The organism is Pedobacter nototheniae (genome assembly GCF_032678625.1).
Taxonomy (GTDB): domain Bacteria; phylum Bacteroidota; class Bacteroidia; order Sphingobacteriales; family Sphingobacteriaceae; genus Pedobacter; species Pedobacter nototheniae_A.
In genome coordinates, this window is the sequence record NZ_JAVTSO010000002.1 from 586094 (window position 1) to 612091 (window position 25998).

The 25998-nt window shown below is 35.8% G+C and carries 24 protein-coding genes; 10 read left to right on the top strand and 14 right to left on the bottom strand.

The window, feature by feature from the left end; genetic code table 11:
• Positions 1 to 96 precede the first annotated feature (96 nt).
• Positions 97 to 540 carry a hypothetical protein gene (locus R2Q77_RS08220; protein WP_316803239.1) on the top strand — a complete coding sequence of 148 codons (444 nt, stop codon included), beginning with the start codon at positions 97 to 99 and terminating at the stop codon, positions 538 to 540.
• Here R2Q77_RS08220 and R2Q77_RS08225 read toward each other — a convergent pair.
• On the bottom strand, positions 537 to 1325 hold the full coding sequence (locus tag R2Q77_RS08225; RefSeq protein ID WP_316803240.1) for a murein L,D-transpeptidase catalytic domain family protein: 789 nt from the start codon (positions 1323 to 1325) through the stop codon (positions 537 to 539). The genes R2Q77_RS08220 and R2Q77_RS08225 overlap by 4 nt on opposite strands.
• Before the next feature lie 233 nt (positions 1326 to 1558).
• Here R2Q77_RS08225 and R2Q77_RS08230 point away from each other — a divergent pair, with 233 nt between their 5' ends.
• Positions 1559 to 1681 (top strand): hypothetical protein, encoded by a 123-nt coding sequence (locus R2Q77_RS08230; protein ID WP_316803241.1) that lies wholly within the window; start codon positions 1559 to 1561, stop codon positions 1679 to 1681.
• Here the strand turns inward: R2Q77_RS08230 and R2Q77_RS08235 are convergent.
• Both R2Q77_RS08235 and R2Q77_RS08240 read right to left on the bottom strand, forming a co-directional pair.
• On the bottom strand, positions 1665 to 3572 hold the full coding sequence (locus R2Q77_RS08235) for a DUF3857 domain-containing transglutaminase family protein (RefSeq protein ID WP_316803242.1): 1908 nt from the start codon (positions 3570 to 3572) through the stop codon (positions 1665 to 1667). The two genes, R2Q77_RS08230 and R2Q77_RS08235, sit on opposite strands and share 17 nt — an antisense overlap.
• A 1-nt stretch (position 3573) precedes the next feature.
• Positions 3574 to 5544 carry a DUF3857 domain-containing protein gene (locus R2Q77_RS08240; RefSeq protein ID WP_316803243.1) on the bottom strand — a complete coding sequence of 657 codons (1971 nt, stop codon included), beginning with the start codon at positions 5542 to 5544 and terminating at the stop codon, positions 3574 to 3576.
• A 189-nt stretch (positions 5545 to 5733) separates the two neighbouring features.
• Between R2Q77_RS08240 and R2Q77_RS08245 the strand changes: the two genes are divergently transcribed.
• From R2Q77_RS08245 to R2Q77_RS08265, 5 genes are all read left to right on the top strand, one after another.
• A complete protein-coding gene (locus R2Q77_RS08245) occupies positions 5734 to 6678 on the top strand; it encodes a 3'-5' exonuclease (RefSeq protein ID WP_316803244.1) in 945 nt (314 codons plus the stop codon).
• Between the two features lie 74 nt (positions 6679 to 6752).
• Positions 6753 to 8612 carry a M1 family metallopeptidase gene (locus R2Q77_RS08250; protein WP_316803245.1) on the top strand — a complete coding sequence of 620 codons (1860 nt, stop codon included), beginning with the start codon at positions 6753 to 6755 and terminating at the stop codon, positions 8610 to 8612.
• Between the two features lie 137 nt (positions 8613 to 8749).
• Entirely contained in the window at positions 8750 to 9583 is an 834-nt protein-coding gene (locus R2Q77_RS08255) for an AraC family transcriptional regulator (protein WP_316803246.1), read from the top strand.
• Between the two features lie 69 nt (positions 9584 to 9652).
• The gene (locus tag R2Q77_RS08260) at positions 9653 to 11332 is read left to right on the top strand and encodes a hypothetical protein (protein WP_316803247.1); all 1680 of its coding nucleotides are present in this window, start codon (positions 9653 to 9655) and stop codon (positions 11330 to 11332) included.
• Positions 11333 to 11342: 10 nt separating this feature from the next.
• Complete coding sequence (locus R2Q77_RS08265; RefSeq protein ID WP_316803248.1) at positions 11343 to 12356, top strand: DUF6624 domain-containing protein; 1014 nt, start codon at positions 11343 to 11345, stop codon at positions 12354 to 12356.
• Positions 12357 to 12364: 8 nt separating this feature from the next.
• Here the strand turns inward: R2Q77_RS08265 and queG are convergent, their stop codons facing one another.
• Complete coding sequence (queG, locus tag R2Q77_RS08270) at positions 12365 to 13309, bottom strand: tRNA epoxyqueuosine(34) reductase QueG (RefSeq protein ID WP_316803249.1); 945 nt, start codon at positions 13307 to 13309, stop codon at positions 12365 to 12367.
• 151 nt (positions 13310 to 13460) lie between these two features.
• Between queG and R2Q77_RS08275 the strand changes: the two genes are divergently transcribed.
• Entirely contained in the window at positions 13461 to 13667 is a 207-nt protein-coding gene (locus R2Q77_RS08275) for a hypothetical protein (RefSeq protein ID WP_316803250.1), read from the top strand.
• Between the two features lie 68 nt (positions 13668 to 13735).
• Here R2Q77_RS08275 and R2Q77_RS08280 read toward each other — a convergent pair whose 3' ends face one another.
• The 4 genes from R2Q77_RS08280 to pdxH form a co-directional block, all read right to left on the bottom strand.
• Entirely contained in the window at positions 13736 to 15244 is a 1509-nt protein-coding gene (locus tag R2Q77_RS08280; RefSeq protein ID WP_316803251.1) for a bifunctional GNAT family N-acetyltransferase/carbon-nitrogen hydrolase family protein, read from the bottom strand.
• Between the two features lie 247 nt (positions 15245 to 15491).
• On the bottom strand, positions 15492 to 16514 hold the full coding sequence (gene ruvB, locus R2Q77_RS08285) for a Holliday junction branch migration DNA helicase RuvB (protein ID WP_316803252.1): 1023 nt from the start codon (positions 16512 to 16514) through the stop codon (positions 15492 to 15494).
• A 37-nt stretch (positions 16515 to 16551) separates the two neighbouring features.
• Positions 16552 to 17439, bottom strand: a complete 888-nt coding sequence (locus R2Q77_RS08290; RefSeq protein ID WP_316803253.1) for a 3-hydroxybutyryl-CoA dehydrogenase — start codon at positions 17437 to 17439, stop codon at positions 16552 to 16554.
• Positions 17440 to 18377: 938 nt separating this feature from the next.
• Positions 18378 to 19028 carry a pyridoxamine 5'-phosphate oxidase gene (gene pdxH / locus R2Q77_RS08295; protein ID WP_316803254.1) on the bottom strand — a complete coding sequence of 217 codons (651 nt, stop codon included), beginning with the start codon at positions 19026 to 19028 and terminating at the stop codon, positions 18378 to 18380.
• 45 nt (positions 19029 to 19073) lie between these two features.
• On the opposite strand from pdxH, the gene R2Q77_RS08300 reads away from it, so the two are divergent.
• Entirely contained in the window at positions 19074 to 19637 is a 564-nt protein-coding gene (locus R2Q77_RS08300; protein ID WP_316803255.1) for a YqgE/AlgH family protein, read from the top strand.
• Positions 19638 to 19683: 46 nt separating this feature from the next.
• Here the strand turns inward: R2Q77_RS08300 and R2Q77_RS08305 are convergent, their stop codons facing one another.
• From R2Q77_RS08305 to R2Q77_RS08325, 5 genes are all read right to left on the bottom strand, one after another.
• A complete protein-coding gene (locus tag R2Q77_RS08305; RefSeq protein ID WP_316803256.1) occupies positions 19684 to 20625 on the bottom strand; it encodes a nitrilase family protein in 942 nt (313 codons plus the stop codon).
• A gap of 66 nt (positions 20626 to 20691) precedes the next feature.
• Positions 20692 to 21501, bottom strand: coding sequence for a helix-turn-helix domain-containing protein (locus tag R2Q77_RS08310; protein WP_316803257.1), 810 nt, complete (start codon positions 21499 to 21501; stop codon positions 20692 to 20694).
• A 4-nt stretch (positions 21502 to 21505) separates the two neighbouring features.
• Positions 21506 to 22159, bottom strand: coding sequence for a hypothetical protein (locus R2Q77_RS08315; protein ID WP_316803258.1), 654 nt, complete (start codon positions 22157 to 22159; stop codon positions 21506 to 21508).
• A gap of 31 nt (positions 22160 to 22190) precedes the next feature.
• Positions 22191 to 22697: a 5-(carboxyamino)imidazole ribonucleotide mutase gene (purE, locus tag R2Q77_RS08320; protein WP_316803259.1), complete on the bottom strand. Its 507-nt coding sequence runs from the start codon at positions 22695 to 22697 to the stop codon at positions 22191 to 22193.
• A 62-nt stretch (positions 22698 to 22759) separates the two neighbouring features.
• Positions 22760 to 23899 (bottom strand): 5-(carboxyamino)imidazole ribonucleotide synthase, encoded by a 1140-nt coding sequence (locus tag R2Q77_RS08325; RefSeq protein WP_316803260.1) that lies wholly within the window; start codon positions 23897 to 23899, stop codon positions 22760 to 22762.
• 57 nt (positions 23900 to 23956) lie between these two features.
• Between R2Q77_RS08325 and R2Q77_RS08330 the strand changes: the two genes are divergently transcribed.
• The gene (locus R2Q77_RS08330; RefSeq protein ID WP_316803261.1) at positions 23957 to 25147 is read left to right on the top strand and encodes an NAD(P)/FAD-dependent oxidoreductase; all 1191 of its coding nucleotides are present in this window, start codon (positions 23957 to 23959) and stop codon (positions 25145 to 25147) included.
• A gap of 92 nt (positions 25148 to 25239) precedes the next feature.
• Here R2Q77_RS08330 and R2Q77_RS08335 read toward each other — a convergent pair whose 3' ends face one another.
• Positions 25240 to 25956: a hypothetical protein gene (locus R2Q77_RS08335; RefSeq protein ID WP_316803262.1), complete on the bottom strand. Its 717-nt coding sequence runs from the start codon at positions 25954 to 25956 to the stop codon at positions 25240 to 25242.
• Positions 25957 to 25998: the final 42 nt, after the last annotated feature.

A 25998-nucleotide genomic window follows, 5' to 3' on the forward strand; every position in this document is an offset into this window, starting at 1 on the left:
TATAAGGCAAAACCATTAAACAATTTAGTTAATTGTGTGTTAAGCGAATACAGTTTTAAACAGAACAATTATGAGGTGGAATAACTTAATTTGTGCATGGATAGTATAGGGTTGACAGAAAATAATCAGATTAAAATAGACTATGAACCTGCATTGATCAGGGTTTACAGCAATGCAGCATTATGGGGATTTTTACAAGACCATAAGTCGATCAGATTTGAAATGCTGGCTAAAACCATCAAAGAAAACTATGAAAAGGAGTTCAACAAAGCATTAAACATTACGGATGATTCTTTAATCGTAGAGATATTGGTTCATATCTATTGCGATTATATTGGGTTGATTGTTCATAAAGCCATTAAAATAAAGTGCATTCAGGCTTTAATCAGGAAGTTAATTAAACGCGCAGAAGTTGTAGATTGCGGCGAAAAGCAAGTAGACAGCAACCGCTGGCTGTGGGATTTTTTAGCCCGTTACAAAGGCACTTTTATTAAAATTTTGCCGGATAACCTTAATGCTAAAAAATTGAAAAAATACTAATCCATTTGTGCCGCCAAAACTTGCTGTTGGTTGTTGTTCACTACACTTGCAGCCAGGTGCTCGTTTAAAAACGAAGAATTATAAGCTTGATCGGAATTATTAATAAATAAAACAGTATGATCTGAAATGGCATTAATAATGGTGTTGGCCAATCTGGAAGAAACCGCAGGGCAACCCTGGCTTCTGCCTAAACGCCCAAGCTGATCAATGGTTTCCTGACATACATAATCTGCTCCATGCATTACAACAGCTCTTTCACGTGCGTTGTTGTTAAAGCCTTGATCCATACCATCTAATTTTAATGAACGGCCATGTTTGCCGAAATAAATTTCGCCGGTTAAATAAAAGCCAAGACTGCTTTGATTGGAATTTATAGCGTTAGAGAATTGAGTAGGCTTATCGCCTCCGCTTTTTTCTCCATGGGCTACCCAGGTATTAATTAATAATTCTTTTTTATCAACGTCGATTACATATAATCGCTTTTTACGGCTTTCCTGATCAAAATCAGCAATGGTTAGTATAGATTTTGAGTGGAGCAAACCCGAGTATTTCATATTGTAATAACCGGTTAAAGCCTTTTCGAAAACGTCTTCATTAAGCCCTGCAGAATCTAAACGCACTGCATGATACAGGTTAGAAATGTATTGACTATATAAGCTATCTTCTGCTATATTTTTTAATATTTGTTGTTGTGATTGTGGAGCCTCCACCGCTTTCCAACTGGTACCTACAATCCCCATCGCTAACAATGCCAATACGGCAATGCCTAAAATATGTTTCCTCATCTAATACTATCTTCCTTGATACAGAATAACTTATACGTTATTTTTTAGCAGATATTGTGCTTGCGTAACAAAATTGTTAAAAAATGCATAGCTTTTAGGAATTTTTATCTATTTGATGAATAATGATATTACTCAAATATTTTTCCATTCATTAACTTCAATAGAAGCAGGTTGTGAATGCTAAATTCAGGTTATTAAATCTAATTGCCTATTTTTGTACAAAATTAATAAATATGCCAAATCAAGATCGTGATTATTCTTTCTGGACTAAATACAAGCGTTTTGCGACTACAGAAATACTCATGTATTTAATTATGATTGTAGGCATTACACTGGGTATTATTTTTTTAAGCTAAGTGCCAGTTTAAGGTGATCGGCCGAGTTTACATCACTTAAAAACTTCGAAAAGGCAGCATATTCTTTTGCCGGAAAAGTTCCATCATTTATAACGAGTTTACGGTAATAAGTTAATTTGTTGCCATCTAAGGTTGTTTTTGCAATATATTCTCCAAATATTCCTTTAAAATTTTTATTTGCAGGAAATATTAATGTGGTATTCACATTTTCGGGAAGTGTATAAATCAAGGTATCTTCATCTGTAAAACCACGGTTAATGTAAAGAGGCAATATTCGGTTACGAACATCAGGGATTGTAGCTTTAACATTAAAGGCATTTAATTGTAAAAACATTTTTTCTCCGTTTACAGGTGCATAATTTCTGATATTAAGTTTCAAATCCTCTATCAGTTCGGGCGCAATACTTTTCTTCTGCGTATAATTTATAGTATCAAAATCTATGTTATCTACATCATAAGCTTCTTTTAACAGCTTGTGTTGTTCTGTTAGCGGTTTGCCAATAAATTCTTCATGATTATCATATTGGGCTCCAGAAAACACTGTATTTATGTTGCCATTAATGTTGCCATCTTTTTCAAGTATTAAATTGCCTTTACGAACCTGCAGGTTATTTTGTGTTGTCAATTTTGGCGTGTTAAGTAACTTTCCACCTGCTGCTGTACAGGCTAAAACAGTTCTGTCATCTGTAAAATCGCCCAAAAAACCAAAGGGAATTTTCTGATTGGTACATTCTAACCAGGTTGTATCTCCTTTGAGGGGTAAACATAAAATAATATGATTTCCCTGTATGGCACTTGCAAAATCTGTTTCTAAACTCTTTTTAAAATCTCCGGCTTCAACTACGCAATAATAAGATTCTATGCCTACAGCATTCAACAAGCTTTGCATATAATTAACCAAAGCCTTACAATCGCCATAACCTAATCGATCTACATCAGCAGCAGGTAATGGTTGTAAACCACCAATACCAACCTGAACGCTCACATACCTGGTTTTTTTCTGTAAGTAATCATATATTATTTTAGCTTTATCCTTATCACTTTTTTCATCCTTTACCAAATCGTGGATATTTTGTACGGTAGCGGCTGGTAATGCATCACGGCCTTTTAAAAGGTCATCATAAACCCATTTGCCAAATTGCTGCCAGTTGGTGTAATTTCCTTTATGGCCGTAATAAATAAAGTTTTGTGGTGCAATTTTAACAACAGGCAGGTAAGTTTCCGGATCGGGGTGATAGGGTTCGGTTTTTATAGCCGGAAGATTGCTGATTGTCCAGGTTAGTGTTTTTTGCTTATCGTCGATGGTTTCTTTTGGTGTTCCAGAAAAATTTTGCACTTTAATTTTAAGCTGATCTGCTGGTTTATAAATAAAAGTATAAGTGCTTTTCTCTACCGAAACATCATTTGCAGGTTTGGGGTTCCAATCGGGAATGGATAAATTTTGTTTATTTCTGATTTCGTAATCGTAAACTATGGTGTAGGGATAAACATTTACCGCCGGCAGATAGTGTTTTACCCGGTTATCGGTAAATAAAGAGAAACCATCTGCTGCACTTTCATCATTAAAATTGCTTTGGGTAAATTTACTAACCAATTTACCACCCGCATTATACACTTCGCCTTTAATGCTTTTTATACTGGTGCTTTTATCATAATAAATAACCAGTCTGGCTGCATCGTCACCATTTTTATTCAAAACAGTAATGGCACTTTGTGTATGGATGATTACATTATCAGGCGAACGCATATCAACTGTTTTTTCCTGTACCCGGATACAGGCATTTGCCCGGTTCCTAAGTTCAGCCGGAATCAGATCTGCATCATAATTGTTTTGCCCAAAGCTTGTTAAAGCCACTAAATAAAGGCTTAAAAAGGAAATCAGGTATTTCATTTTATTTAGTCTTTTTTAGTAAAAGTTCTGTTTTTTGGTTTTGAATAATTTTACTGTAAAACTCTTTTAAAAACAGGTATTCTTCAGGTTGATAAATGGCTTTGTTGAACTGTAAAATCTGACTTAATGAAATAACATCATCTTCCAAAGTGGTTTGCAATAAATATTTGCCACCAGAATTTGGAAGTGCAATGGCTAAATCTTTCGGTTTTTCCTGTAATTCGTAATGATTGGGAAGCGATATTTTTATGATGATCCGCTCATCAGAGGTAGAGCCTAAATCAACAGGATAGGTACGTTCGTTGAGGTTAAAAGGGTTCTTTGTAATGCTGTTAATTAAAAACGGACTTAAATAAAAGTAGTCTTTTAAACCGTCGAACTTTGTAAATTCTACATCATAACTTTCGGTAAGCGCATTTTGAATACTATCCAGGTTGCTGATTTTATAATTCAGGATTTTCATCTTCACCAACCTTTCGTCCATTTTTTCTACATATTCATCGGTCGAAGTATATCTTTTAATGTCTTTCCTTTTATTATATGCCGAATACCCCAGGCTGTGTGTTGTAATGGTTCCGGTTATATTACCATCCTGGTTCAGTTTTCCAATCAGGATATAATTGGTTGTCGATTTTTGAGTTGCTTTTAAATCGATCCAATAAGAAGCTTTTTTCAAGTTAATCACTCTACCTTGATCGTTAATACATCTTAATGGCAGCAAACCAAAGGGTAGCAAAGGCTCAGAAGCATCAAGCATGTAACTTTTATCTCCGATGTTTACTTTGGCAACGAGGTAATTAAAATCGCTAATTACCGGATAAAGCTTATTTACAGTTCCGTTTTCGCGGGTAGAAAGAATTACGGCTTCAGCATCTAAATTTGCAGCAGATAGTGCAGCAATTAAACTTAAATTAATATCAGCCACATTTCCCGATCTTAAATCAATCGCCTTCTTAATGCCATCTTCAGAATATTTTCCATAATAATTATTCCATTTAATTTGCTTCTTAATGTAGTCGTATATGGCATTGGCCTTTTCTAAATCTGTATTTGCATTTTTAGTAATAACGGGAATAAGATCTTTGAAAAGGTCTTTACGTTTCATCTGGCTGCCAATGTTTTTATCAGATGTGATTTCATAATCAATATCCTTCCAGGTTTTGGTGTAAGAAGTTTTGCTTCCGTTAAAATATTGAACATCGGAAAGTTCGAAATAAATGGCAGATTTAAAATTGCTGGCAGCTGTCATGTTATCTTCTTCTATAAAAGCAGGAACATTTTTCATCAGATAAGTAATCTTCGAACAATCTACCGTGGCCCCGCCTGAGCGTAAGCATTCTTTAGAAACCTCTGATTTTTGATCGCTTAATTTTTGATAGCCCCGTAAGGAAACATTGTAATTATAATTGCCCGGGATAAAAGCAACATATTCACTGTACACTTTAGGTATATCGCCCTGAAATTCCCAGGTTTTAAAATTGAACAGGTTTGGAGAGGAGAGGCGGTAGCTGTATTCAATAACAGAGCCTTCTTTTAGGTTCGGCAAAGTAAATTTAGTTAACCTGGTGTATTTTCCGCGTTCTTCGGTAAACACAGCTTTTTTATCCATTGCTGTTTCCGTAAAATTTCCGTTAACGTAATTAAAGGTAGAAGCCCTTAAATCAGAAACAAGTTCTTCGCGTGTGGCATCTTTATAAGTAGGAATTACAATATTGGCTTCTTTGAACCCCTCTTTATTATAAATTTTAATTTTAACATGGTGATCAAAATACAATTCCAACCGACCTGTATTGTCATTAAACTGCATCATGGCTGTTCCAAATTCCCTTAAAACAACGGCATTTGCGTTGCTGTCTATCTTGTTTTTATCAAAATGATAATCTTCATCCGTGATAGATCCAAAGTTAAAGTTTTGAGCATGAATGGTTAAGGTGATTAAAAGGAGGGATGTGAGCGTGAAAAAAGTCTTCATTTAAACATTTATAATTTATAAGCAATTTAGATTTACGAAGTAACATTTGGAAATAAATTGATAATTATATTTTAAATATTTGACCAGCTTTTTATAGAACTAACCAAACCTTTTTAGCATTTTTGAAAAAAAAGAAATTAAAAGCATGCGAATAATTATTTGCCTGTTTTAGAGCTTATACCTTATATAATGAAATTAAATTTAAAACGCCCCTTAGCATTTTTTGATCTTGAAGCAACCGGTGTAAATGTTGGTGCCGACAGAATTGTTGAAATTGCAATTTTAAAAGCCATGACGGATGGATCAGAAGAAGTTAAAACCTGGCGTGTAAATCCGGAAATGCCTATTCCTTTGCAAACCTCATTAATACATGGTATTTATGATGAGGATATTGCCAATGAGCCAACTTTTAAAGCTTTAGCTGTAGAAATTGCCGAATTTTTAGGCGATAGTGATCTGGCAGGTTATAACTCCAATAAATTTGATATTCCGATGCTGTTAGAGGAATTTTTAAGGGCTGGGGTAGATTTTGATATGAACGGACGTAAGTTTGTTGATGTACAGAATGTTTTTCATCAAATGGAGCAACGTACTTTAAAGGCCGCCTATAAATTTTATTGCAATGAGGATTTAATTAATGCACACGCTGCAGAGGCTGATGTAATTGCAACCTATAAAGTATTGCTTGGCCAGCTCGAAAAATATAAAGAAACAGAGTTTGAAGATAAAAAGGGGAATAAAAGTGTTCCGGTGGTAAATGATGTAGATGCACTACATGTTTTCACAAACATTAATAAACCAGTTGATTTTGCGGGTAGAATGGTGTACAATGATAATAACGAAGTGTGCTTTAACTTTGGTAAACACAAAGGTAAAACCACTGAACAGGTTTTTAGTGTTGAGCCGAGCTACTATGCCTGGATGAAAAATGGCGATTTCCCTTTGTATACTAAGAAAAAACTGGATGAGGAATGGGCAAAATTTAATGCAAAAAAGAATGAGAACAGAGCACCAAGACCCGCTACACAAGCGCCAAAACCTTATACTCCAAAGCCTCAGGTAAAAAAGGAAGAGCCAGCCAAACCCATTAATACAGACATGCTGGAACAACTAAAAATGAAATTTGGTAAATAAAAGAGCGAAGATTTAGCCAAAAGATATGGCTAAAAATATCGTGATACTTAAATCTCATATCTAAGAACCCCTATATGAAATCTATTAAAATTTTTGCCTGCTTAGTGCTTTTTGTAGCTTTTGCAAAGGCGCAGGTCCAACTTCCTATGGAGCCTGTTTTTCAAAAAACTTATCAAAAGGCAACAAGATCATTAAGTGGTAAACCCGGCGAAAAGTACTGGCAAAATGCTTCTAAATATGATATTAAGGTAAACTTTAATCCACAGACCCGACTTTTAAAAGGCAATGTAGAAATTACCTATTTAAACAATAGCCCGGATACTTTAAAAGAAATTTGGTTTAAGCTTTACCCTAACCTATATAAAAAAGGAACGCCAAGGAAAACAAAATTTTCTGAATCTGATTTAGGAGAAGGCGTATCTATTGAGAAACTGAATGCGAATGGCAAAGCTATAGCAGGTTATAATATAGACGGTACCAATATGACCGTTAATGTACCGGCCGTTTTACCTGGAAAAAGCATTACTTTTTCTATTGATTACAACTATACCTTAAATAAGGGCTCTCACATGAGAACAGGGCAGGTAGATGACGGATCATTTTTTATAGCATATTTCTTTCCAAGGATAGCGGTATACGATGATGTTGATGGATGGAATAAGTATCCATATACCGGAGCAGAAGAATTTTATAACGATTTTGATCATTTTAATGCAGAAATTACGGTACCAGGTGGTTTTGGGGTTTGGGCAACTGGCGATTTAAAAAATGCGGCAGATGTTTTTCAAAAAGACATTGTTACTAAAATTAATACAGCAGAAAAAAATAATGCCATTATTGATGTAATTACTGAAACAGACTTAGAAAACAAAAAAGTAACACAAGCCAAACCTTTTAACACTTTTAAGTTTGAAGCCAAAAACGTAACGGATTTTGTTTTTGCACTTAGCGATCATTATTTATGGAAATCGACCAGCTTAATTGTTGATCCGCTTACCAAGAGAAGAACAAGGGTTGATGCCGTTTTTAATCCTAAGCACAAAGATTATTATGAGGTAATTGATTTTGCCCGTAAAACGGTCGAATCTATGAGTTATACTTTCCCTAAATGGCCTTTTCCATACAACCATGAAACTATTTTTGATGGTTTGGATCAAATGGAATACCCAATGATGGTTAATGACAACCCGGTAAATAACCGTACTGATGCAATTACATTAACCGATCATGAAATTTTTCATACCATGTTCCCTTTTTACATGGGCATTAACGAAACAAAATATGGCTGGATGGACGAAGGTTGGGCAACCATAGGAGAGTGGCTGATTTCGCCCATGATCGATTCTACAATTGTAGATGATTACGGTATTCAGCCAACGGCTTCTACCTCCGGTAGTAAGGATGATACCCCGATTATGACTTTAACACCAGATTTAAAAGGTTCTGGTTCTTTTACCAATTCATATCCTAAACCAGGACTTGCTTATTTATACATAAAGGATTATTTAGGCGACGAATTATTTACCAAAGCTTTACATCATTACATTAAAAACTGGAACGGAAAACACCCGATGCCTTACGACTTTTTTTACAGTATAAATGAAGGCAGCGGTAAGGATTTAAACTGGTTCTGGAATCGCTGGTTTTTCGAAGGTGGCATTACCGATATGGGCATTAAAGAAGTTGTTAAAACGGAAAAGGGCTATACTGTTACCATTGTAAATAAAAGCAACAAACCTTTACCCATTGATTTAACCTTAAATTATGCCGATGGTTCTGCTGAAAAGCAACACGCCAGTATAGTGGTATGGGAAAAAGGCAATACCGAAACGACGGTTCCGGTAATTACATCAAAAAAACTGAATAAAGTTACTTTGGGCAGTGCGCACATCCCAGATAAAGCTAAAAGTGATAATACTTTTAATGTGAATTAGAGATTTTAAACCATTAATATCATTCGTTTCCAAATTAACTGTTGTGGGAACGAGTGGTGTTGGTTTTCATTAGATCACGATAAAAAAAATAGGTATTGCTGTCGCCGGAAGCGTAAAGTTTTATACATTCATTACAGATGAAGATTTTTGAAACATTTAAGCCTAAAGATGAATTGCTGAAAAAGTACATCAGTTATTACTATCTCGATGTGGCAGATGTTGAACATTACTTCAACGAATACATTTGTTATCCTCACTATAACACAACAGTTTCTTTATATAAAAGCCATTTTTTTAAGCTCGAAAAGCAGCATTCTATATTAAACTATAAAAAAGATGCAGCGCCAATTCAAATCTATACGCCTTTAAGAGAAAAGCCATTAAAAGTTACCCAATACGGCCCCGTACATAAAATAGCCATTGTTTTTGAGCCTTTTGGGATTAATCAATTTTTGAAACCAGCAACTAAAATTGCGGTTAGTTTATCTTCTCCATTTTTTCAGTTATTTGAGGATGATTTCATAATTCAGTTATTCAAAACAGAAGATGTATCGGTAATTGCAACTCTTTTAGATCAGCAGCTGCTTACTTTACTGAAGCCTGTTGAGAACGTTTATCTTGAAAAAACATTGCAATTATTTCATCAGGAAGAAAATGAACTTAATATTGACGAAATTGCTGAACATAAACTGGGTATCAGCAGAAAACATTTAAGCAGGTTATTTAACCAATACCTGGGGGTTAGCCCTCAAAAGTATAAATCGATTGTTCGTTTCAGGCAGTTAATGACTCATAAGCTAAGTTTAGCGGGTAAAAACAATTATACCACCTTATCTCATCAAGCGCATTACACCGACCAGTCTCATTTTATAAAAGCCTGCAAACAACTTACAGGCTTAACGCCTATGCAGTTTTTTAATAACGGAGAAATTGTGGGTTCAGAAGATACTTTCTGGAATTTTAAGGCTTAGCAGGCCATGTCACAATTTTACAATTTTTGACTAAAAAACCTGTCTATTTTTATATAAATTAATATTTCTATGAAAAAATGCCTATCTCTTTTACTGTTGCTGATGCCTTTTTTAAAATTAAATGCACAAAGTTATACCAAACTAACGGATAGTGCCTTGCATATTATGTGGGAAGCAAAAGACTCGACTGGTTATAGGAATTCTTTAAATTTATACGAAAAGGCTTTTAAACTATATCCTGCAGAGGTGAATGTTTTAGGGCTTTATAAAGCATCGGTAATTAGTGCCGAACTTATGGAGTACGACAAAGCTTTTAATTATCTAAATGAACTTATAAACCAAAACAGTGAATTGGAAACCACCTGGAATTACCTGACGTTTACATATCCGCAAAACGAATATAAAAATTTGTTTAATGATAAGCGTTGGGAAGTTACTTTTGAAAAAGCAGAGAAATTAAAGCGTGGTTTTTATGATAATCTGAAGTTACGACAGAAAGAATTTCAATTAAATGGTATTAGTAAAATAGCTGATAATCAATTGATTGATGGTAAACAGCTTTACCATAAAATCACTTCTTTTAATGATTTCAAAAGTAAAAAATATAAAAACTATTCCATAATGTTTAACCTTGCCGAAGGCGTTAATACCTCTTATTTTATAGATTTACCCGAAAATTATAACCCTAAAAAGAAATATCCGATATTGTTTTTTCTGCATGGTGCGGTACAAAATAATCGTTTAACGGATTATCAAATGGCATCCTCTGTGTTAGAGGACTGGAATAGATATTATACAAAATATGCAGCCATTAATGAGGTTATTATGGTTTACCCTAAAGCATCAAAAAAATACAACTGGATGGGGCCAGATGACGGTTTCTTTATGATTCCGGCCATGCTTAAAGAAATTAAACAATCCATAAATGTGGATGATGACCGGGTTTTTATTACAGGACACTCAAACGGCGCAACAGGTTCATTTTCTTATTTAATGAAACAACAAAGTCCTTTTGCTGGGTTTTATGGGTTTAATACGCAGCCAAAAGTTAGAACGGGCGGAACATTTATTAGAAATATACTTAACCGTTCTTATTTTAATGTTTCTACAGATGAGGACTATTATTATCCGCCTGATGCAAATGACTCGCTTAATGTAATTATGAAAAAAATGGGCGCAGATTATCAGGATCACCGCTATAATGGTTGGCCGCACTGGTTTCCTCAATTTGATGAATCTGAACCTGCTTATCCTATTTTATTTAAGGATCTGGTGGCTAAAAAACGTAATCCATTTCAAAAAAACTTGTATTGGGCTTGTGATGACCTGAAATATGGCAAAGCCGATTGGATTGAAATTACACAAATGGATACTTTAAGAAAACCAGCTGACTGGCATAAAAACATAAATTTTGATATTTTAAAATTGGTTAATTACGATCAGAAAAGAGATACCGTTATTACAACCGATACCTTAATTAAGGCATTCAATTTTCCACGAAAATCTGCCGCTGTAAAAGCTAAATTCGATAATAACCAATTCCATTTACAAACTTCTGCAGTTAAGCAATTAAAGATTTTTATTTCGCCAGAAATGGTTGATATGAGTAAACCTGTAAGTGTTTATGTCAACGGAGTTAAAAAGATGGAGAAGAAAGTAAGTTATAATAAAACGTTCATGCTCGAAAACTTTAACCAAACTTTTGATCGGAAAGCAGTTTGGGTAGATTACGTAACATTAGAAATTTAGTTGTTTGATTATGAGGAATATAAACAAAGGATTTTTTGCTGCAAGTTTGTTTGCTTTAATCCTAACAAGTCAGGTTTCATTTAGCCAGTCAAATTACTTTGAATATGCCAGCCATGCTATGGAACTTTATAAAGCCGGGAAGTATGAAGAAGCGGGTTTAAACTTTTCAAAATCTATGGATTTAAACGGCGGAATGGGTTCTCAAAATGACCGGTATAATATGGCTTGCATCTGGTCTTTAGCCAAAAAGCCAGATTTAGCTTTTAAGCAACTTGATAAGATTTCTTTAGGTAAAGGAATGATCAGAGGCTGGGATGACCCCGCTGAGTATTATAAAATGCTAATTGAGGATAAGGATTTAGAAAATCTTCATCCGGATAAACGTTGGGCAAAAATTGTTAATGCAGCTTTAGCTAAAAAGGAGCAATACGAAGTTGCGCTAAAAAATCCACTTGCTACCGAGCTTTCTGAGATACGTAAAAAGGACCAGGACCTTAGGCTTGAGTTGGATGGAATTAGAAAAAAGAATGGTCCGAATACGGATGAAGAAAAAGCATTATGGAAGAAAATTAATGCCCTTGACTCTGTCAATGTAATTAGAGTAACTGATATAATAGATGAGAAAGGCTGGCTGTCGCCTGAAAAAATCGGGTATAAAGGAAATCAAACATTGTTTTTGGTTATACAACATGCTAAATTGAGTGTGCAACAAAAATATTTGCCCGTTATGAGGATTGCAGTAAAGAAAGGACATGCTTTGGCGAGAGATTTTGCTTTTTTAGAAGATCGGGTAGCCATGAGGACGGGTAAAAACCAAATTTACGGAAGTCAAACAACACTTGATAAAACATCAAGCATTTATTATTTATATCCGGTAGCAGATGTGGATCATTTAGACGAACGCAGGGCTAAAGTAGGATTAGAATCTATTGCAGATTACATGAAAAGTTTTGATCAGAAATGGGATTTAGAAGCTTATAAAAAAGAATTACCAGCTTTGGAAAAGAAATTTAAAAAGAATTAGAAATCTAATTAATGATCAGTATCTCTGATTAAAAAATCAATATTTCTTTTTAAACCATTAAATTTAGTTCGCTTAACGGCAGAGCCTTTGAATACTTTTTTAAAAACCTCGTCGGTTATTTCTGTTAAATCTTTTGCACTGAGATCCAACAAGCCATTTTCAGGCTTAAATGCCTCTTCATTGTGTGCTTTTGAGAAACGATTCCATGGGCAAACATCCTGGCAAATGTCGCAACCAAACATCCAGTTGCTCATTTTATCCTTAAACTCATTCGGTATTTCGTTTTTAAGCTCAATGGTTAGATAAGAAATACATTTGCTGCCATCAACAACCTGTGGCGCAATAATCGCGTCAGTGGGGCAGGCATCCAAACAGCGCGTGCAGGTTCCGCAATGATCTGTTTGAAAAGGGTGATCATAATTCAGCTCCAGATCAACAATCAGTTCGGCAAGAAAGAAAAAAGAGCCATCAGTTTTACTGATCAGGTTGGCATTTTTACCAATCCACCCAATGCCAGAGCGCTGCGCCCATGCACGATCTAAAACAGGCGCAGAATCTACAAAGGCACGGCCAGCAACTTCGCCTATGTTTTCTTCAATAAAATTTAACAGGTGTTTAAGTTTATCTTTAATTACCGTGTGATAATCCTGCCCGTACGCATATTTAGATATTTTTGGTGCATCAGGGTCGGTTTGTTCCTCATCTGTATAATAATTTAAAGATAAGGAAATAACAGATTTAGCGTCATCAACCAATAGCCTTGGATCGAGCCTTTTATCGAAATAATTTTCCATGTATTTCATCTCGCCATGGTGATTGTTGTTCAGCCATTTTTCTAACCTGGGCGCTTCTGTTTCTAAAAATTCTGCCTTGGAAATACCACAAGCCATGAAGCCTAAACGAATGGCTTCATCTTTAATTAACTGGCTGTATTTTGCAGAATTGTTGTACATGGATTTTGCAAAGATAAGGCTTAAGATTAAAACCTTTTACTTAATGGTGTGTTGTAATTATGAAAACTAAATTAATTGATTATAAACCAGGATATAGATTGAGCCAGCAGTGGTAAAACCTATTCGGTTTTCTGCCAAAAACTAAACTAACATGGAAAATACAGATCCAACACATATGGAAACGGGAGAAGCTCCTAAACCAATTGAACGCGATTACGAAAGTCATAAACATGATCCAGGGCCTGCAAAACCCGCAGTAACAGAAAAAGATGAAAATGGGGCTGGGCAGGCTATGAAATGGATAATACCTATACTAATTGTTATAGGTTTAATAATTTGGTTTGCTATGCGCAAGTAGCAAATAGTTTTAGGTTGAATGCCGGTTGTGATGGACCGGCATTTCTTTTATAACAAGGTTTTAAAAAGCTATTTAAGAAGATTAACGCGGTATAAATCGGTTCGTCTGTCTTTTAAAATTTTAACCGTTCCATAATGGTGCAATTCATCTAAAAGATGTAAATCTACATCAACCACCAAAACCATTTCCGTGTTAGGCGTTGCCTCTGCCTTAACGGCATTTGTAGGAAAAGCAAAGTCTGATGGGGTAAACACCGCTGATTGTGCAAACTGAATATCCATGTTATTTACTTTAGGCAAATTACCCACACAGCCTGCAATAGCAACATAACATTCGTTTTCGATGGCCCGGGCTTGTGCACAGTGCCTAACACGGGTGTAGCCATTTTGTGTATCGGTTAAAAATGGTACAAACAGAATTTGCATGCCCTGGTCAGCATAAATACGGCTTAACTCCGGGAACTCTACATCATAGCAGATTAAAATACCAATTTTACCACAATCGGTATCAAACACCTGTACTTTATCACCGCCAACCATTCCGTAATATTTCTGCTCATTAGGGGTAATGTGAATTTTGCGGTATTCATCAATTTTACCTGTTCTATGGCATAAATAGGTTACGTTATACAGTTTTCCATTATCCAGCAAAGGCATACTGCCGGTTATAATATTTACATTGTAACTCAGAGCATACTCGTGCATGCGTTGTACAATTTCTTCTGTTTTTTCTGCCAGTTTTCGCATGGCTTCAATTTCCGGCAGGTGGTTGTACGGTTGCAGTAATGGCGTATTAAATAATTCAGGGAATAAAATAAAGTCGGATTTATAACCACTCACCGCATCCACAAAAAACTCTACCTGCTCATAAAAACTATCCATATCCGGAAATAAGCGCATTTGCCATTGGATTAAACCTAAACGAATGGTCATGGCCGATCTTGCCGATGCATCAACCCCTTGATAGTAAATGTTATTCCACTCAATCAGCGTTGCATATTCTTTTGATTCATGATCGCCGGGAAGGTAATTTTTTAATACTTTCCTCACGTGAAAATCGTTGGAGATTTGAAAAGTTAACGTAGGATCGTAAATTTCTTTTGCTTTAACTTTATCAATATATTGCCTTGGACTTAGCGCCTCTGCATGTTCGTGATAACCCGGAATACGGCCCCCGGCAATAATACTTTTAAGATTTAAGCTTTCGCAAAGCTCTTTACGGGCTTCATAAAGTCTTCTTCCTAAACGTAATCCTCTAAACTCCGGACTTACAAAAATCTCGATTCCGTATAAAGTATCTCCGTTGGGGTTATGTGTAGAGAAGGAATAATCGCCTGTGATTAGTTTATAAGTATGTTTGTCGCCGTACTCATCGTAATCCACAATTATAGATAAAGAGCAGGCCACAACTTTATCGTCTACAGCAATACAAAGCTGCCCTTCAGGAAAAATTTTTAATAATTTAGCGATACTTGCTTTTGACCATATTTGTCCGCCCATGGTGTCGTAAGCCTGGGCCATAGACTCCGCAAGATCTGAATAATCTTCGAGCGTTAATTTCCGTAATTCAATATTCATAATGTTTGATTTCTACATTATGAACACAGAAAGCCCTTAAATGTTCAGATGAATATTATATTTCTATGCAGAGAAGTTATGTGGATTATGACTTTGGAGCAATCGGATATAAGAAAAAGATTGCTTCACTGTTGCAGCCATACTTGTTGGAGCTGTATGCGGGCATGAAGCAATCTTTTTTTAACTTTTATTCTATGTTATTCAGTGCATTTCAAATTGCTTTTGAATCTGCAGAAAGACTTATTTGTTAAAATAATTTTCCGGTTTGTCCGGGATAGTTTTTCTTTAAATGTTTGTAGGCAGCCTCTGTAACTTCTCTTCCGCGTGAGGTGCGCATAATGTAACCTTCCTGGATTAGGAAAGGCTCATACACCTCTTCAATGGTTCCTTCGTCTTCACCAACAGCCGTTGCAATTGTTTTTAAACCAACAGGACCACCTTTAAACTTATCAATTATGGTTACTAAAATTTTGTTATCCATTTCGTCCAGTCCATGCTCATCAACATTTAAGGCGTTCAGGGCATAACGGGCAATTTCAGTATCAATGGTGCCATTTCCCTTTATTTGGGCAAAATCTCTTGTTCTTCTTAAAAGAGCATTTGCAATACGGGGTGTACCACGGCTACGACGGGCAATTTCATAAGCACCCTCATCACTGATTTCGGTTTTTAATATTTCGGATGACCTTAAAACAATAGTGGTTAAAAGTTTAGCATCATAATAAGCCAATCGGGCGTTAATACCAAAACGGGCACGCAGGGGAGCGGTTAATAAACCAGACCGGGTTGTAGCGCCAACTAAAGTAAAAGGATTTAAAGAGATTTGTACCGAGCGTGCATTTGGGCCGGTTTCAAGCATAATATCAATCTTGAAATCTTCCATTGCCGAATACAGATATTCTTCTACCAGCGGAGATAAGCGATGAATTTCGTCGATAAACAGAATATCGCCCTCATCCAAACCAGTTAAAAGACCCGCTAAATCCCCAGGTTTATCTAATACAGGGCCCGAAGTTACTTTTATTCCGGTAGCCATTTCATTGGCAATGATATGCGAAAGAGTAGTTTTACCTAAACCTGGAGGGCCATGTAACAAAACATGGTCTAAAGATTCGCCACGGAGTTTTGCTGCCTGAACAAAAATTTTCAGGTTTTCCATTATTTTTTCCTGTCCGGTAAAATCTTCAAAAGCCTGCGGCCGTAGCACCCGTTCAATATCACGATCGGTATGGCTTAGGTTACTTGCTTCTGGATCAAGATTCTCATTCATGAAACAAAGATAAAATTAAATGCTAAAAAAATTAGGATTATTTAAATTTGTTGGAAACAACCAATTCTTTAGAGCCGGCTGTATACTGATAAAATCCTTCGCCGCTTTTAGCTCCTTTTTTGCCGGCGGCAACCATATTAACCAATAAAGGGCACGGTGCATATTTTGGATTGCCAAATCCATTATGCAATACTTTTAATATGGCTAAACAAACATCAAGGCCAATAAAATCAGCTAGTTGAAGTGGTCCCATCGGGTGGGCCATTCCTAATTTCATTACCGTATCAATTTCGTAAACACCGGCTACACCTTCGTACAAGGTATAAATGGCTTCATTAATCATAGGCATTAAAATGCGGTTAGCCACAAAACCCGGATAGTCATTTACTTCAACAGGTACTTTTTGTAATAAAACAGAAAGATCCATAATGGTTTTAGTTGTTTCATCGCTTGTGGCATATCCCCTTATTACTTCAACCAATTTCATTACCGGCACAGGATTCATAAAGTGCATCCCGATTACTTTATCACCTCTGTTGGTTACGGCGGCAATTTGAGTAATGGAAATAGAAGAGGTGTTTGAGGCTAAGATAGCACTTGCAGGTGCATGAGTATCAAGGTCTTTAAAGATTTTAAGTTTAAGATCAACATTTTCTGTTGCAGCCTCAACAATTAAATCAGCCTCTTTAACGCCTTCCTCAACAGATACAAAAGTGCTGATATTTTTTAGTGTTGCAGATTTTTGCTCCTCGGTTAATGTTCCTTTTGCAACCTGCCTGTCTAAGTTTTTACCAATGGTTTGAATGGCCTTGTCTAATGCATTTTGATTAATGTCGATCAGGTTTACCTTATAGTTGAACTGCGCAAATGTATGTGCAATTCCATTTCCCATTGTTCCTGATCCTATTATTGATATGTTTTTCATTGTATTTTAATTTTTTCGCTCGTTTGTATTTGGTTTGATATGAGATTTAATCTTATTTCTGTTGTGTTTTGATTTTTAGTAATTTATGAGGCTGGGATGAGGCTAAAAATAAGCTAATAACGAAATTATTTTAATTTTTTGTTAAAAAATAGATTTTAACATTGTTAAAAATGTTTATCGATACAATATTCCATTTCATCGTTACCTAAAAATATAGTTTTTTTAAATCTCTTTTATTAGAGGCTGAATTATTGATCACAACCTTTATTCGCAATTATCGGAATTCTGTCTAAGTTTTCCATGTTAAATTCTAATCATTTATCAGGTTTATACAAAAACAAGGCCTCTCCGGTTCCTTGCGTCCTGGCTGTGATTTATTCTTCAAATATATTATTTAACTAAAACTAAAAGTAGATGAAAAAAAACTACTAAAGAGTTTGTTGTTTTTTATTGTGCTGCTGATAACCAAGGTATCGGCACAGGATCCTTAAGAGATGCAAATGGAGTTTGTACGGGTTCTTACCCAAGGTTAGTACAATTACCTGGCTGCTATTTTTATTTCTATCGCTTACTTTGTTTTTATATAGTTTACATTGTTTATTCCTAACGTAATTTAGTTTTATTGTGCGTACTGGTATTTTGGAAAGGATTAAAAATGTCAAATAAAAATATTAAGCATTTAGCTGATTTATTGGTCGATACATAGCATGATTTATCGATACAAACTTTTTCACACCTCTTTTTTAAGGATTTTTGATCTGTTAACAAACAAAACAGGCAAGTTAATTGCTTATACAAATAATGAACATTGTCGTTCGGTTTTGAGATAATCCCGACGTTTATATAAAGATACTTCCTATTAAATTTAGGTTAGTTAATGATTAGTTAAAAATAGAGATCTTGCTGGATAGCCGATCTCTATTTATTTTTAAACTATTTTATGGTGCAAGCCTGCTTTTAATCCATTCGTTTTTAATCCATTCATAATTAATGCGGTCGTGCAAACGGTTTGACCTCCCTTGCCAGAATTCTATTCTTGTAGGCTTAACAATATAACCGCCCCAATGTGCCGGTTTTGCAATGGTTTTACCTTCATTTTTTGAAGCAATCTCGGCAACTTTTTCTTCCAGAAATTCCCGGTTTGGAATAACCTGGCTTTGGGGAGAAGCTATGGCCCCAATCTGACTATCCTTTGGACGACTGTGAAAATACTGCTCAGAAGTTTCTTTATCCAGTTTTTCTACTGTACCTTCAATACGTACCTGCCTTTCCAGTTCGGCCCAAAAAAAGACCAAACATGCCTGCGGATTTCTTTTTAACTCCTTTCCTTTTTGGCTCAGGTAATTGGTGTAAAAGCGGAAACCATCGTTATCCGCACCTTTAAGTAAAACTATACGGGCATCGGGTTTGCCAGATTTATCAGCAGTGGCTAAAGTCATTACGTTTGGCTCATATATTTTAGCCGAAAGTGCATGTTCAAACCAGTTTTTAAATTGATTAATAGGGTTAATATCTACATCAGATTCATCCAATGTGGCGCTTTTATAATCTTGGCGCAGGTTTTGTAGAAATTCATTAGTAACTTGCATAAACAAAAATAAGCATCTTTTATGGTGCAACAAATGATTATCATCATGCTGAACAATATAAAACCCAAAACCGGGCGTTTGCTCATTTCAGAACCATTTATGGCCGATCCGAATTTTAAAAGATCTGTTGTTTTATTAACCGAACACAGCGATGAAGGTTCTGTGGGCTATATTTTAAATCAACCAGGTAATTTGTTGCTAAAAGATGTAATTCAGGATTTATGGCAGGCAGATCACTTAATTTATTTTGGTGGTCCGGTAGCGGCCGATACACTTCATTTTATTCACAGGTGTTACGATCAAATGCAAAGTGGTGAACCCATTGGAGATGACCTTTACTGGGGCGGGAACTTTGAAACCTTAAAAATTCTGATTAATGCCAACGCCGTTAATGAAAATGATGTAAAATTTTTTATGGGTTATTCTGGCTGGGATAGCGGACAATTAAGTCGTGAAATCGAACAGAATGCCTGGATGGTAAGTGATATTCCAGATCTGAATACTATTTTTTCCAATGATGATGAGAAGTTATGGAGAGATGTAATTGTAAACCTCGGACCAAAATTTGCCCACATCAGTAATTTTCCTGCAGATCCAAGCTTAAACTAATTTTCAGTTAGCCCAGTATTTTGCTAACTGAAAATTGTCTATCTTTCTATAACCATATTACCTTTTGAACGCTTTTATGAGGTTTAGCTATAATTTTACCATATAATTCAGGCTTTCTGGCTTCCAGGTAACGGTGTCCTCCGGCTAGCATTAATTTTTCCGGATTTAATTCAGCCACCGTAAATGAATTATCTAAAGTTCTGCATTCCGCAATAACATCACCAAATGGATCTAAAATCATTGAACAACCGTTTTTTAACTGGTCGTCGTCCATACCAATCGGATTAGAAAAAACGGTATAAATGGCGTTATCATACGCGCGCGCAGGCAACCACTTCATGAGCCATTGTCTACCTTTTAAGCCGTCAAACTCCTCACGCAGCTGTATTTTATTTGCTCGTTTATCTTTCCATAGTTCAGCATCAACAAATCCTGCGCCGGGCCTTGTTGATGGGGTACACATGGTTACATGAGGCATAAATATAATTTGCGCACCTAAGAGGGTGGTTGCACGAACGTTTTCAATAATGTTATTATCGTAACAAATTAAGATGCCACATTTCCATCCATGCAGATCGAAAACAGTATAATCCGTACCGGGCAAAACATGTGGATTGATAAAGGGATGAAGCTTCCTGTGTTTAGCGACTAAACCGCTTTCATTTACGCAAATATGTGCTTTGTATACGTTTTCAGCATCGTCTTTTTCAAACAGCCCGGCTAAAATGCTAATCTGATATTTTTTAGCCATAGAAATCAGGGCTTTTACACTCGGCCCATCGGGAATAGGTTCAGCCAAATCCAGCATTTCCTTTTTACTTAAATTTCTGGCAAAAGTATATCCTGTAATAGAGCATTCGTGAAAGTTAATCACTTGGGCACCAGCATGAGCTGCTTCTTTAGAAAGTTTTTCTATAATATTTAAGTTATACTCTTTATCAAAACTTTTGTTTTCAAATTGAGCGGTCGCAATTTTTATATTTTTCATCTCATCTTTTAATTATAAAGCGAAGATGTGTGAAAAAATAGTTTAAAAATTGGAGAAAACCGACAATTATGAAAGCAAAAGAAAATTGACGGCCAGCAACTGATTATTGCTTTGGTATTGGAGTGGCGTTAAGCCGGTGTATTTTTTGAAAATGTTATTTAAGTGCGATTGATCATAATAACCACAGCTGTAGCTGATTGCTGAAATATTTGTTTGTGAACTTAGGGATTTAAGGCATTTAAGAAAATACCGGAACCGAACAATATCAGCAAACTTTTTAGGACTTAAACCAATATATTCATGAAACTTTCTTTCCAGTTGTCTTTCAGTTGCAGGAATTTCTTTCAGCATTTTTGCTAAACTGCCCATTCCATTGTGATTATAAATTTGTTGTAATGAAATAGAAATTAACTGATCCTGATGCGAATTTTGAGCGAGTCGATCTAACAAAAAATCTTCAATCAAATTAATGGCGGCTATGTTATCAGTTTGTTCCTGTACTTTTTCTATAAGTATACGGCCCGGATTACCACTAAATTCTGTAAAAGGAATGGTTTTATCATTAACTTCAAAAGCAGCAGTTGCAAATAATTTAAATAGGGCAGCTGGCTGTAAAACCACAATCAGCATATCTGTTGCTGCCGTTGCCGATAGGCTATTAAACCGGGTGACCTGCCCATATACAAAACATTCAGGCTGAATACTGAAATTGCCATCCTGTTCATTTTTTTGCACAAATGGCGTTTTCCTATGAAAAACAATTCCTGGACTACCATCAGAAAAAAACCTAAAATCAGGCTTTGCGCAAACATCATTAGAAAGAGTGAGGTAATGCCTAACTGTACTTTTTAAAGCTGGTGATGGCGATATTTGCATGAAATTACATTGGTATTAGGGATAAATACAATGCGTTCTCAAAATGATTTTCTTTTAAGGTTGGATTGATTTTTTGGTAAGATTCTCTATGTTCATCGTTGTAAATTAAATAGAGAGGATAAACCCTTTCTGCTTTTTCGATGCTTATCGGAATAAGGACCCTCATTTTATTACTCAAATCATAAGTTTGAAAAACACTCTGATTGATTTTTATTTTTTTATTCCTGCAGTGTTCCTCTATATAACCCATTACCAACGCAAAATCTATATTTATTTTGCCTGTAGCTGTAGATTCAAATTTATCAATGCCCAGTTCATGCAAATTTGAATAACTAAATTTTTGATCTGTTAAATTCGAATCTGTATATTTAAAATACGCCCCGGAGTTGTGGCGTTTTTCCATTTGTTTTTCAGTAAAAATACCCTTAATTATTACAATAGGGGCAATTACGATAAAAATTAAAAGACCGATTAATGAAATGATAATTGAACTGTAGATAGCCCTTCTATGAAAACAGGCTTCGTAAAATAAACTCCAATAATGATCTAAAGACCCAGTGTCTAAACAGTAATTTACAATTCTGGTTAAATTAGTTAAGTTTAGGATTAAATTATACAATATAAAAATTAAACCTATACAAAATAAGAGAGCAGCCATTAATTGAGATTTTTATGCGTTAATTAATATTTTATCCTTCCATTTCAGCGGCCGTTTCCTCCACCTTTTTTCTAAGGTCATCTTTATAGGCTTGCATTTTTGCGGTTAAAGATTCGTCGGCTGTTGCTAAAATTTGAGCGGCTAATAAACCTGCATTTTTAGCGGCATTTAATGCAACTGTAGCAACCGGAATGCCATTTGGCATTTGCAGGATAGATAAAATACTGTCCCAGCCATCGATAGAGTTTGATGATTTTACCGGAACACCTATAACCGGGAGCGTAGTGATAGACGCCACCATTCCTGGTAAATGTGCAGCGCCACCTGCACCAGCAATAATTACTTTTAACCCTCTTCCCTGAGCCTCTTTTGCATAGTTAAACATGCGTTCTGGTGTACGATGGGCAGAAACTACGGTAATTTCATAGTTAATTCCAAATTCCTTTAAAATATCTGCAGCATCCTGCATAACAGGCAAATCAGATTTGCTTCCCATAATAATGCCTACGCTGAAATTTTGTGAATTTGTATTACTCATGATGTATAGTGTTAAAATTGTTTTTAATTTTTGTTCCGGTTTACTTTTATTCGTTTTACTGTTTATGCAATTACCCTCAATGTTTTTTGTACGTATTTAGCTTTTTCAATAGCCTTATCACGGTCTATATCTACAATGGTAACATGGCCCATTTTTCTAAATGGCTTGGTGTATTTTTTACCATATAGGTGTACAAAAACACCATCAATTGATAATATTTTTTCAAGATTTTCATATTTAGCTACGCCTTCATAACCTTTTTCGCCTAACAAATTAATCATTACAGCGTTGGTTATACTGGTTGTATCGCCCAACGGCAAGTTGTAAATGGCACGTAAATGCTGTTCAAATTGAGAAACGTAATTGCCTTCTATAGTTTGGTGGCCGCTGTTATGTGGTCTTGGTGCCACTTCGTTTACCAGTAGTTCACCATCTTTGGTAATAAACATTTCTACCGCTAAAATTCCGGTGATGTTCATCGAAGAAGCGATGTTTTTAGCAATGTTTTCTGCTTTTTGCTGCAAACTCTCTGCGTAAGTAGAGGGTGAAATTAAAAACTCAACCAGGTTGGCCTCCGGATTAAATTCCATCTCAACCATTGGGAAAGTTTTCATGTCACCTTTAGAATTACGGGCTACAATTACAGCAATCTCCTTTTCAAAATCGACCAGTTTTTCAATAATACAGGGTGCATCAAAAGCTTTTTCTAAATCGCTGGCACTGTTAATGCGCATAACCCCTTTACCATCATAGCCATCTTTTCGTAATTTTAAAATATACGGAAAATGAAAATTACTGTTAATCATATCTTCCTTCGTATTGGCCAGCTGGAAAGGCGAAGTAGGAATGTCGTTTTCTTTAAAAAATTGTTTTTGAACGCCTTTATCTTGTATTAAGCGGATTACACGGGATTGAGGGAAGACCTGTTTACCTTCTTTTTCCAATTGTTCAAGGGCATCAATATTTACCTTTTCAATTTCTATCGTAATAATATCGGCCTTTTTACCGAAGTTATATACCGTATCAAAATCAGTAATTGATCCGTTTTCAAAATAATTGCAAACGTGTTTACAAGGAGCATCAGGGTCTGGATCTAAAACCAGAGAAGTTACATTATAATTAATGGCCTGCTGAATAAGCATGCGCCCTAATTGTCCGCCGCCTAATATACCTAATTTTAATTCGCTGATTTGTTTTGCCATGAGGGGATTGAAAATTATGCTAATTTTGCACAAAAGTAACCATAATAAAGTTTATTGATGAATGCAGATGCAATAATTATTGGCGCGGGTGCTTGTGGCTTAATGTGTGCCGTACAGGCAGGTTACTTAGGGAAACAGGTAATAGTGCTGGAGAAGAATGAAAAACCGGGTGCTAAAATTTTAATTTCTGGGGGTGGCCGGTGCAATTACACCAATTATATGGCCTCGGCGGAACAATTTATTTCAGCAAATCCACATTTCTTAAAATCGGCATTTACACAGTGGACAGTAGAGGATACCATTGGTTTTTTCGAAACTTATGGCATTCAGGGTAAAGAAAAAACTTTAGGTCAATTGTTTCCGGATCAAAAGAATGCAAAAGATGTTGTTGAGGTTTTTACGTCGCTTTGTGCTGATTTCGGACAGGAGATTAGATGTAATGCCGATGTAAAAGACATTGAAATTTTAACAGAAGGCTTTAAGGTTACATACGACAAAAATGGTAAAACAACGGTTATAACTGCTCCAAAACTGGTTATTGCTACTGGTGGTTTGCCTATTCCTAAAATGGGTGCAAGTGATTTTGCTTTGCGTTTTGCCCGCAAAAATGGGCTAAAAATTATTGAAACCGCTCCAGCGCTGGTTCCGCTTACCATTACCGGTAAAGAGGAAGAATGGTTTGCACAGTTATCGGGTAATGCTGTTTTTTGCGAAGTGAGTAATGACGAAATCTCTTTTGAAGAAAATATTCTTTTTACCCATTGGGGTTTAAGCGGACCTGCAATTTTGCAAATATCTTCTTTTTGGCGTAGGGGAGAAGTGATAAATTTAAACCTGTTGCCTCATCAGAATGTAGTTCTACTTTTAGACGAGGAACGTAAATCAAACGGAAAAACCTTACTTTCTACCTTATTGAATAGGTTTTATACCAAGAAATTTACGGATGCTTTGGGTAAGTTTTTGCCTTTAAGTAAACCTGTGGCAGCACTTACGAATGCAGAAATTGAATTGATTGATCAAACGATTCATCAATTTAAAGTTAAACCCGCCGGTGATAAAGGTTATGATAAAGCGGAGGTGATGCGTGGGGGGATTGATACCAATGAAATTTCATCCAAAACTTTAGAGTGTAAGAAAATACCAGGTCTGTTTTTTGGAGGAGAATGTGTGGATGTTACCGGTTGGTTAGGCGGTTATAATTTTCAATGGGCCTGGGCTGGCGGTTTTGTAATTGCTCAAAATTTGTAATTTTACAGGGTAGATAACTTTTGCTTGGTGTTATCACCAATCAAAGAAAATTACTTCGGAAAATGGCAATAACACCAGCCACGCAAAAATCCCTATAAGTAAACATTGGGCATAATTTCCCAGGCCCAGGGTTTTTTAAATGTTTTAAAAGTTCTTAATTGACTGAAAAATAAAACTTCGCTCGTTCGGTGGTTGGCAATATCTCTTCTGTATATATTCCCGTAGGTGGTGTACAATTCCCGATCTGTAAAATTGTAAACCCGCTCAGTCATTTCGCCACTGTTATTGTTGTAGTAAAGATTTACGGCATTGGTTAAAAACCAGTCGTTATGTTGAAATTTAAAAGTATAGCCTAATTCCCATCGCCACTCGCTACCACCACTAAATCTTAAATATAACTGGCCATCACTAATGTGCATTTGCTGTAAAGGATCTCCAAGTCTGCCACCTTCTTCCGATCTTAAAATAAAATCATTGTTTTGGGTAGAAAGCTGGTAGCTGGCGTTGGTTTTATCTTTAAAAAAAATGGCAAGCATTCGTGGTTTCTGGGTTTCTTTGATAATATCAGTGTTGTTGTCTCCATAAACACGGGTTTCATCAATGGCTTTATGGTATTCTAAAACCAGTGCTACATCTTCGGTGCCGTCACCATTTAAATCGCCATAAGTTTGATTAATAACGGCCCAGTTTACGGGGGTTGCCTGGGCAATGGTTTCTCCATGTGTTTTAATTTTAGGAAAAATGAATGCCTTTTGTGCAAAGCTAACTTGTGTATATGCTAAGAAGAAGAGCAGGTAAATTACTTTCATGTACTAAAAAACATCTTTCTGTTTAAACGCTTTGCAAGGGCA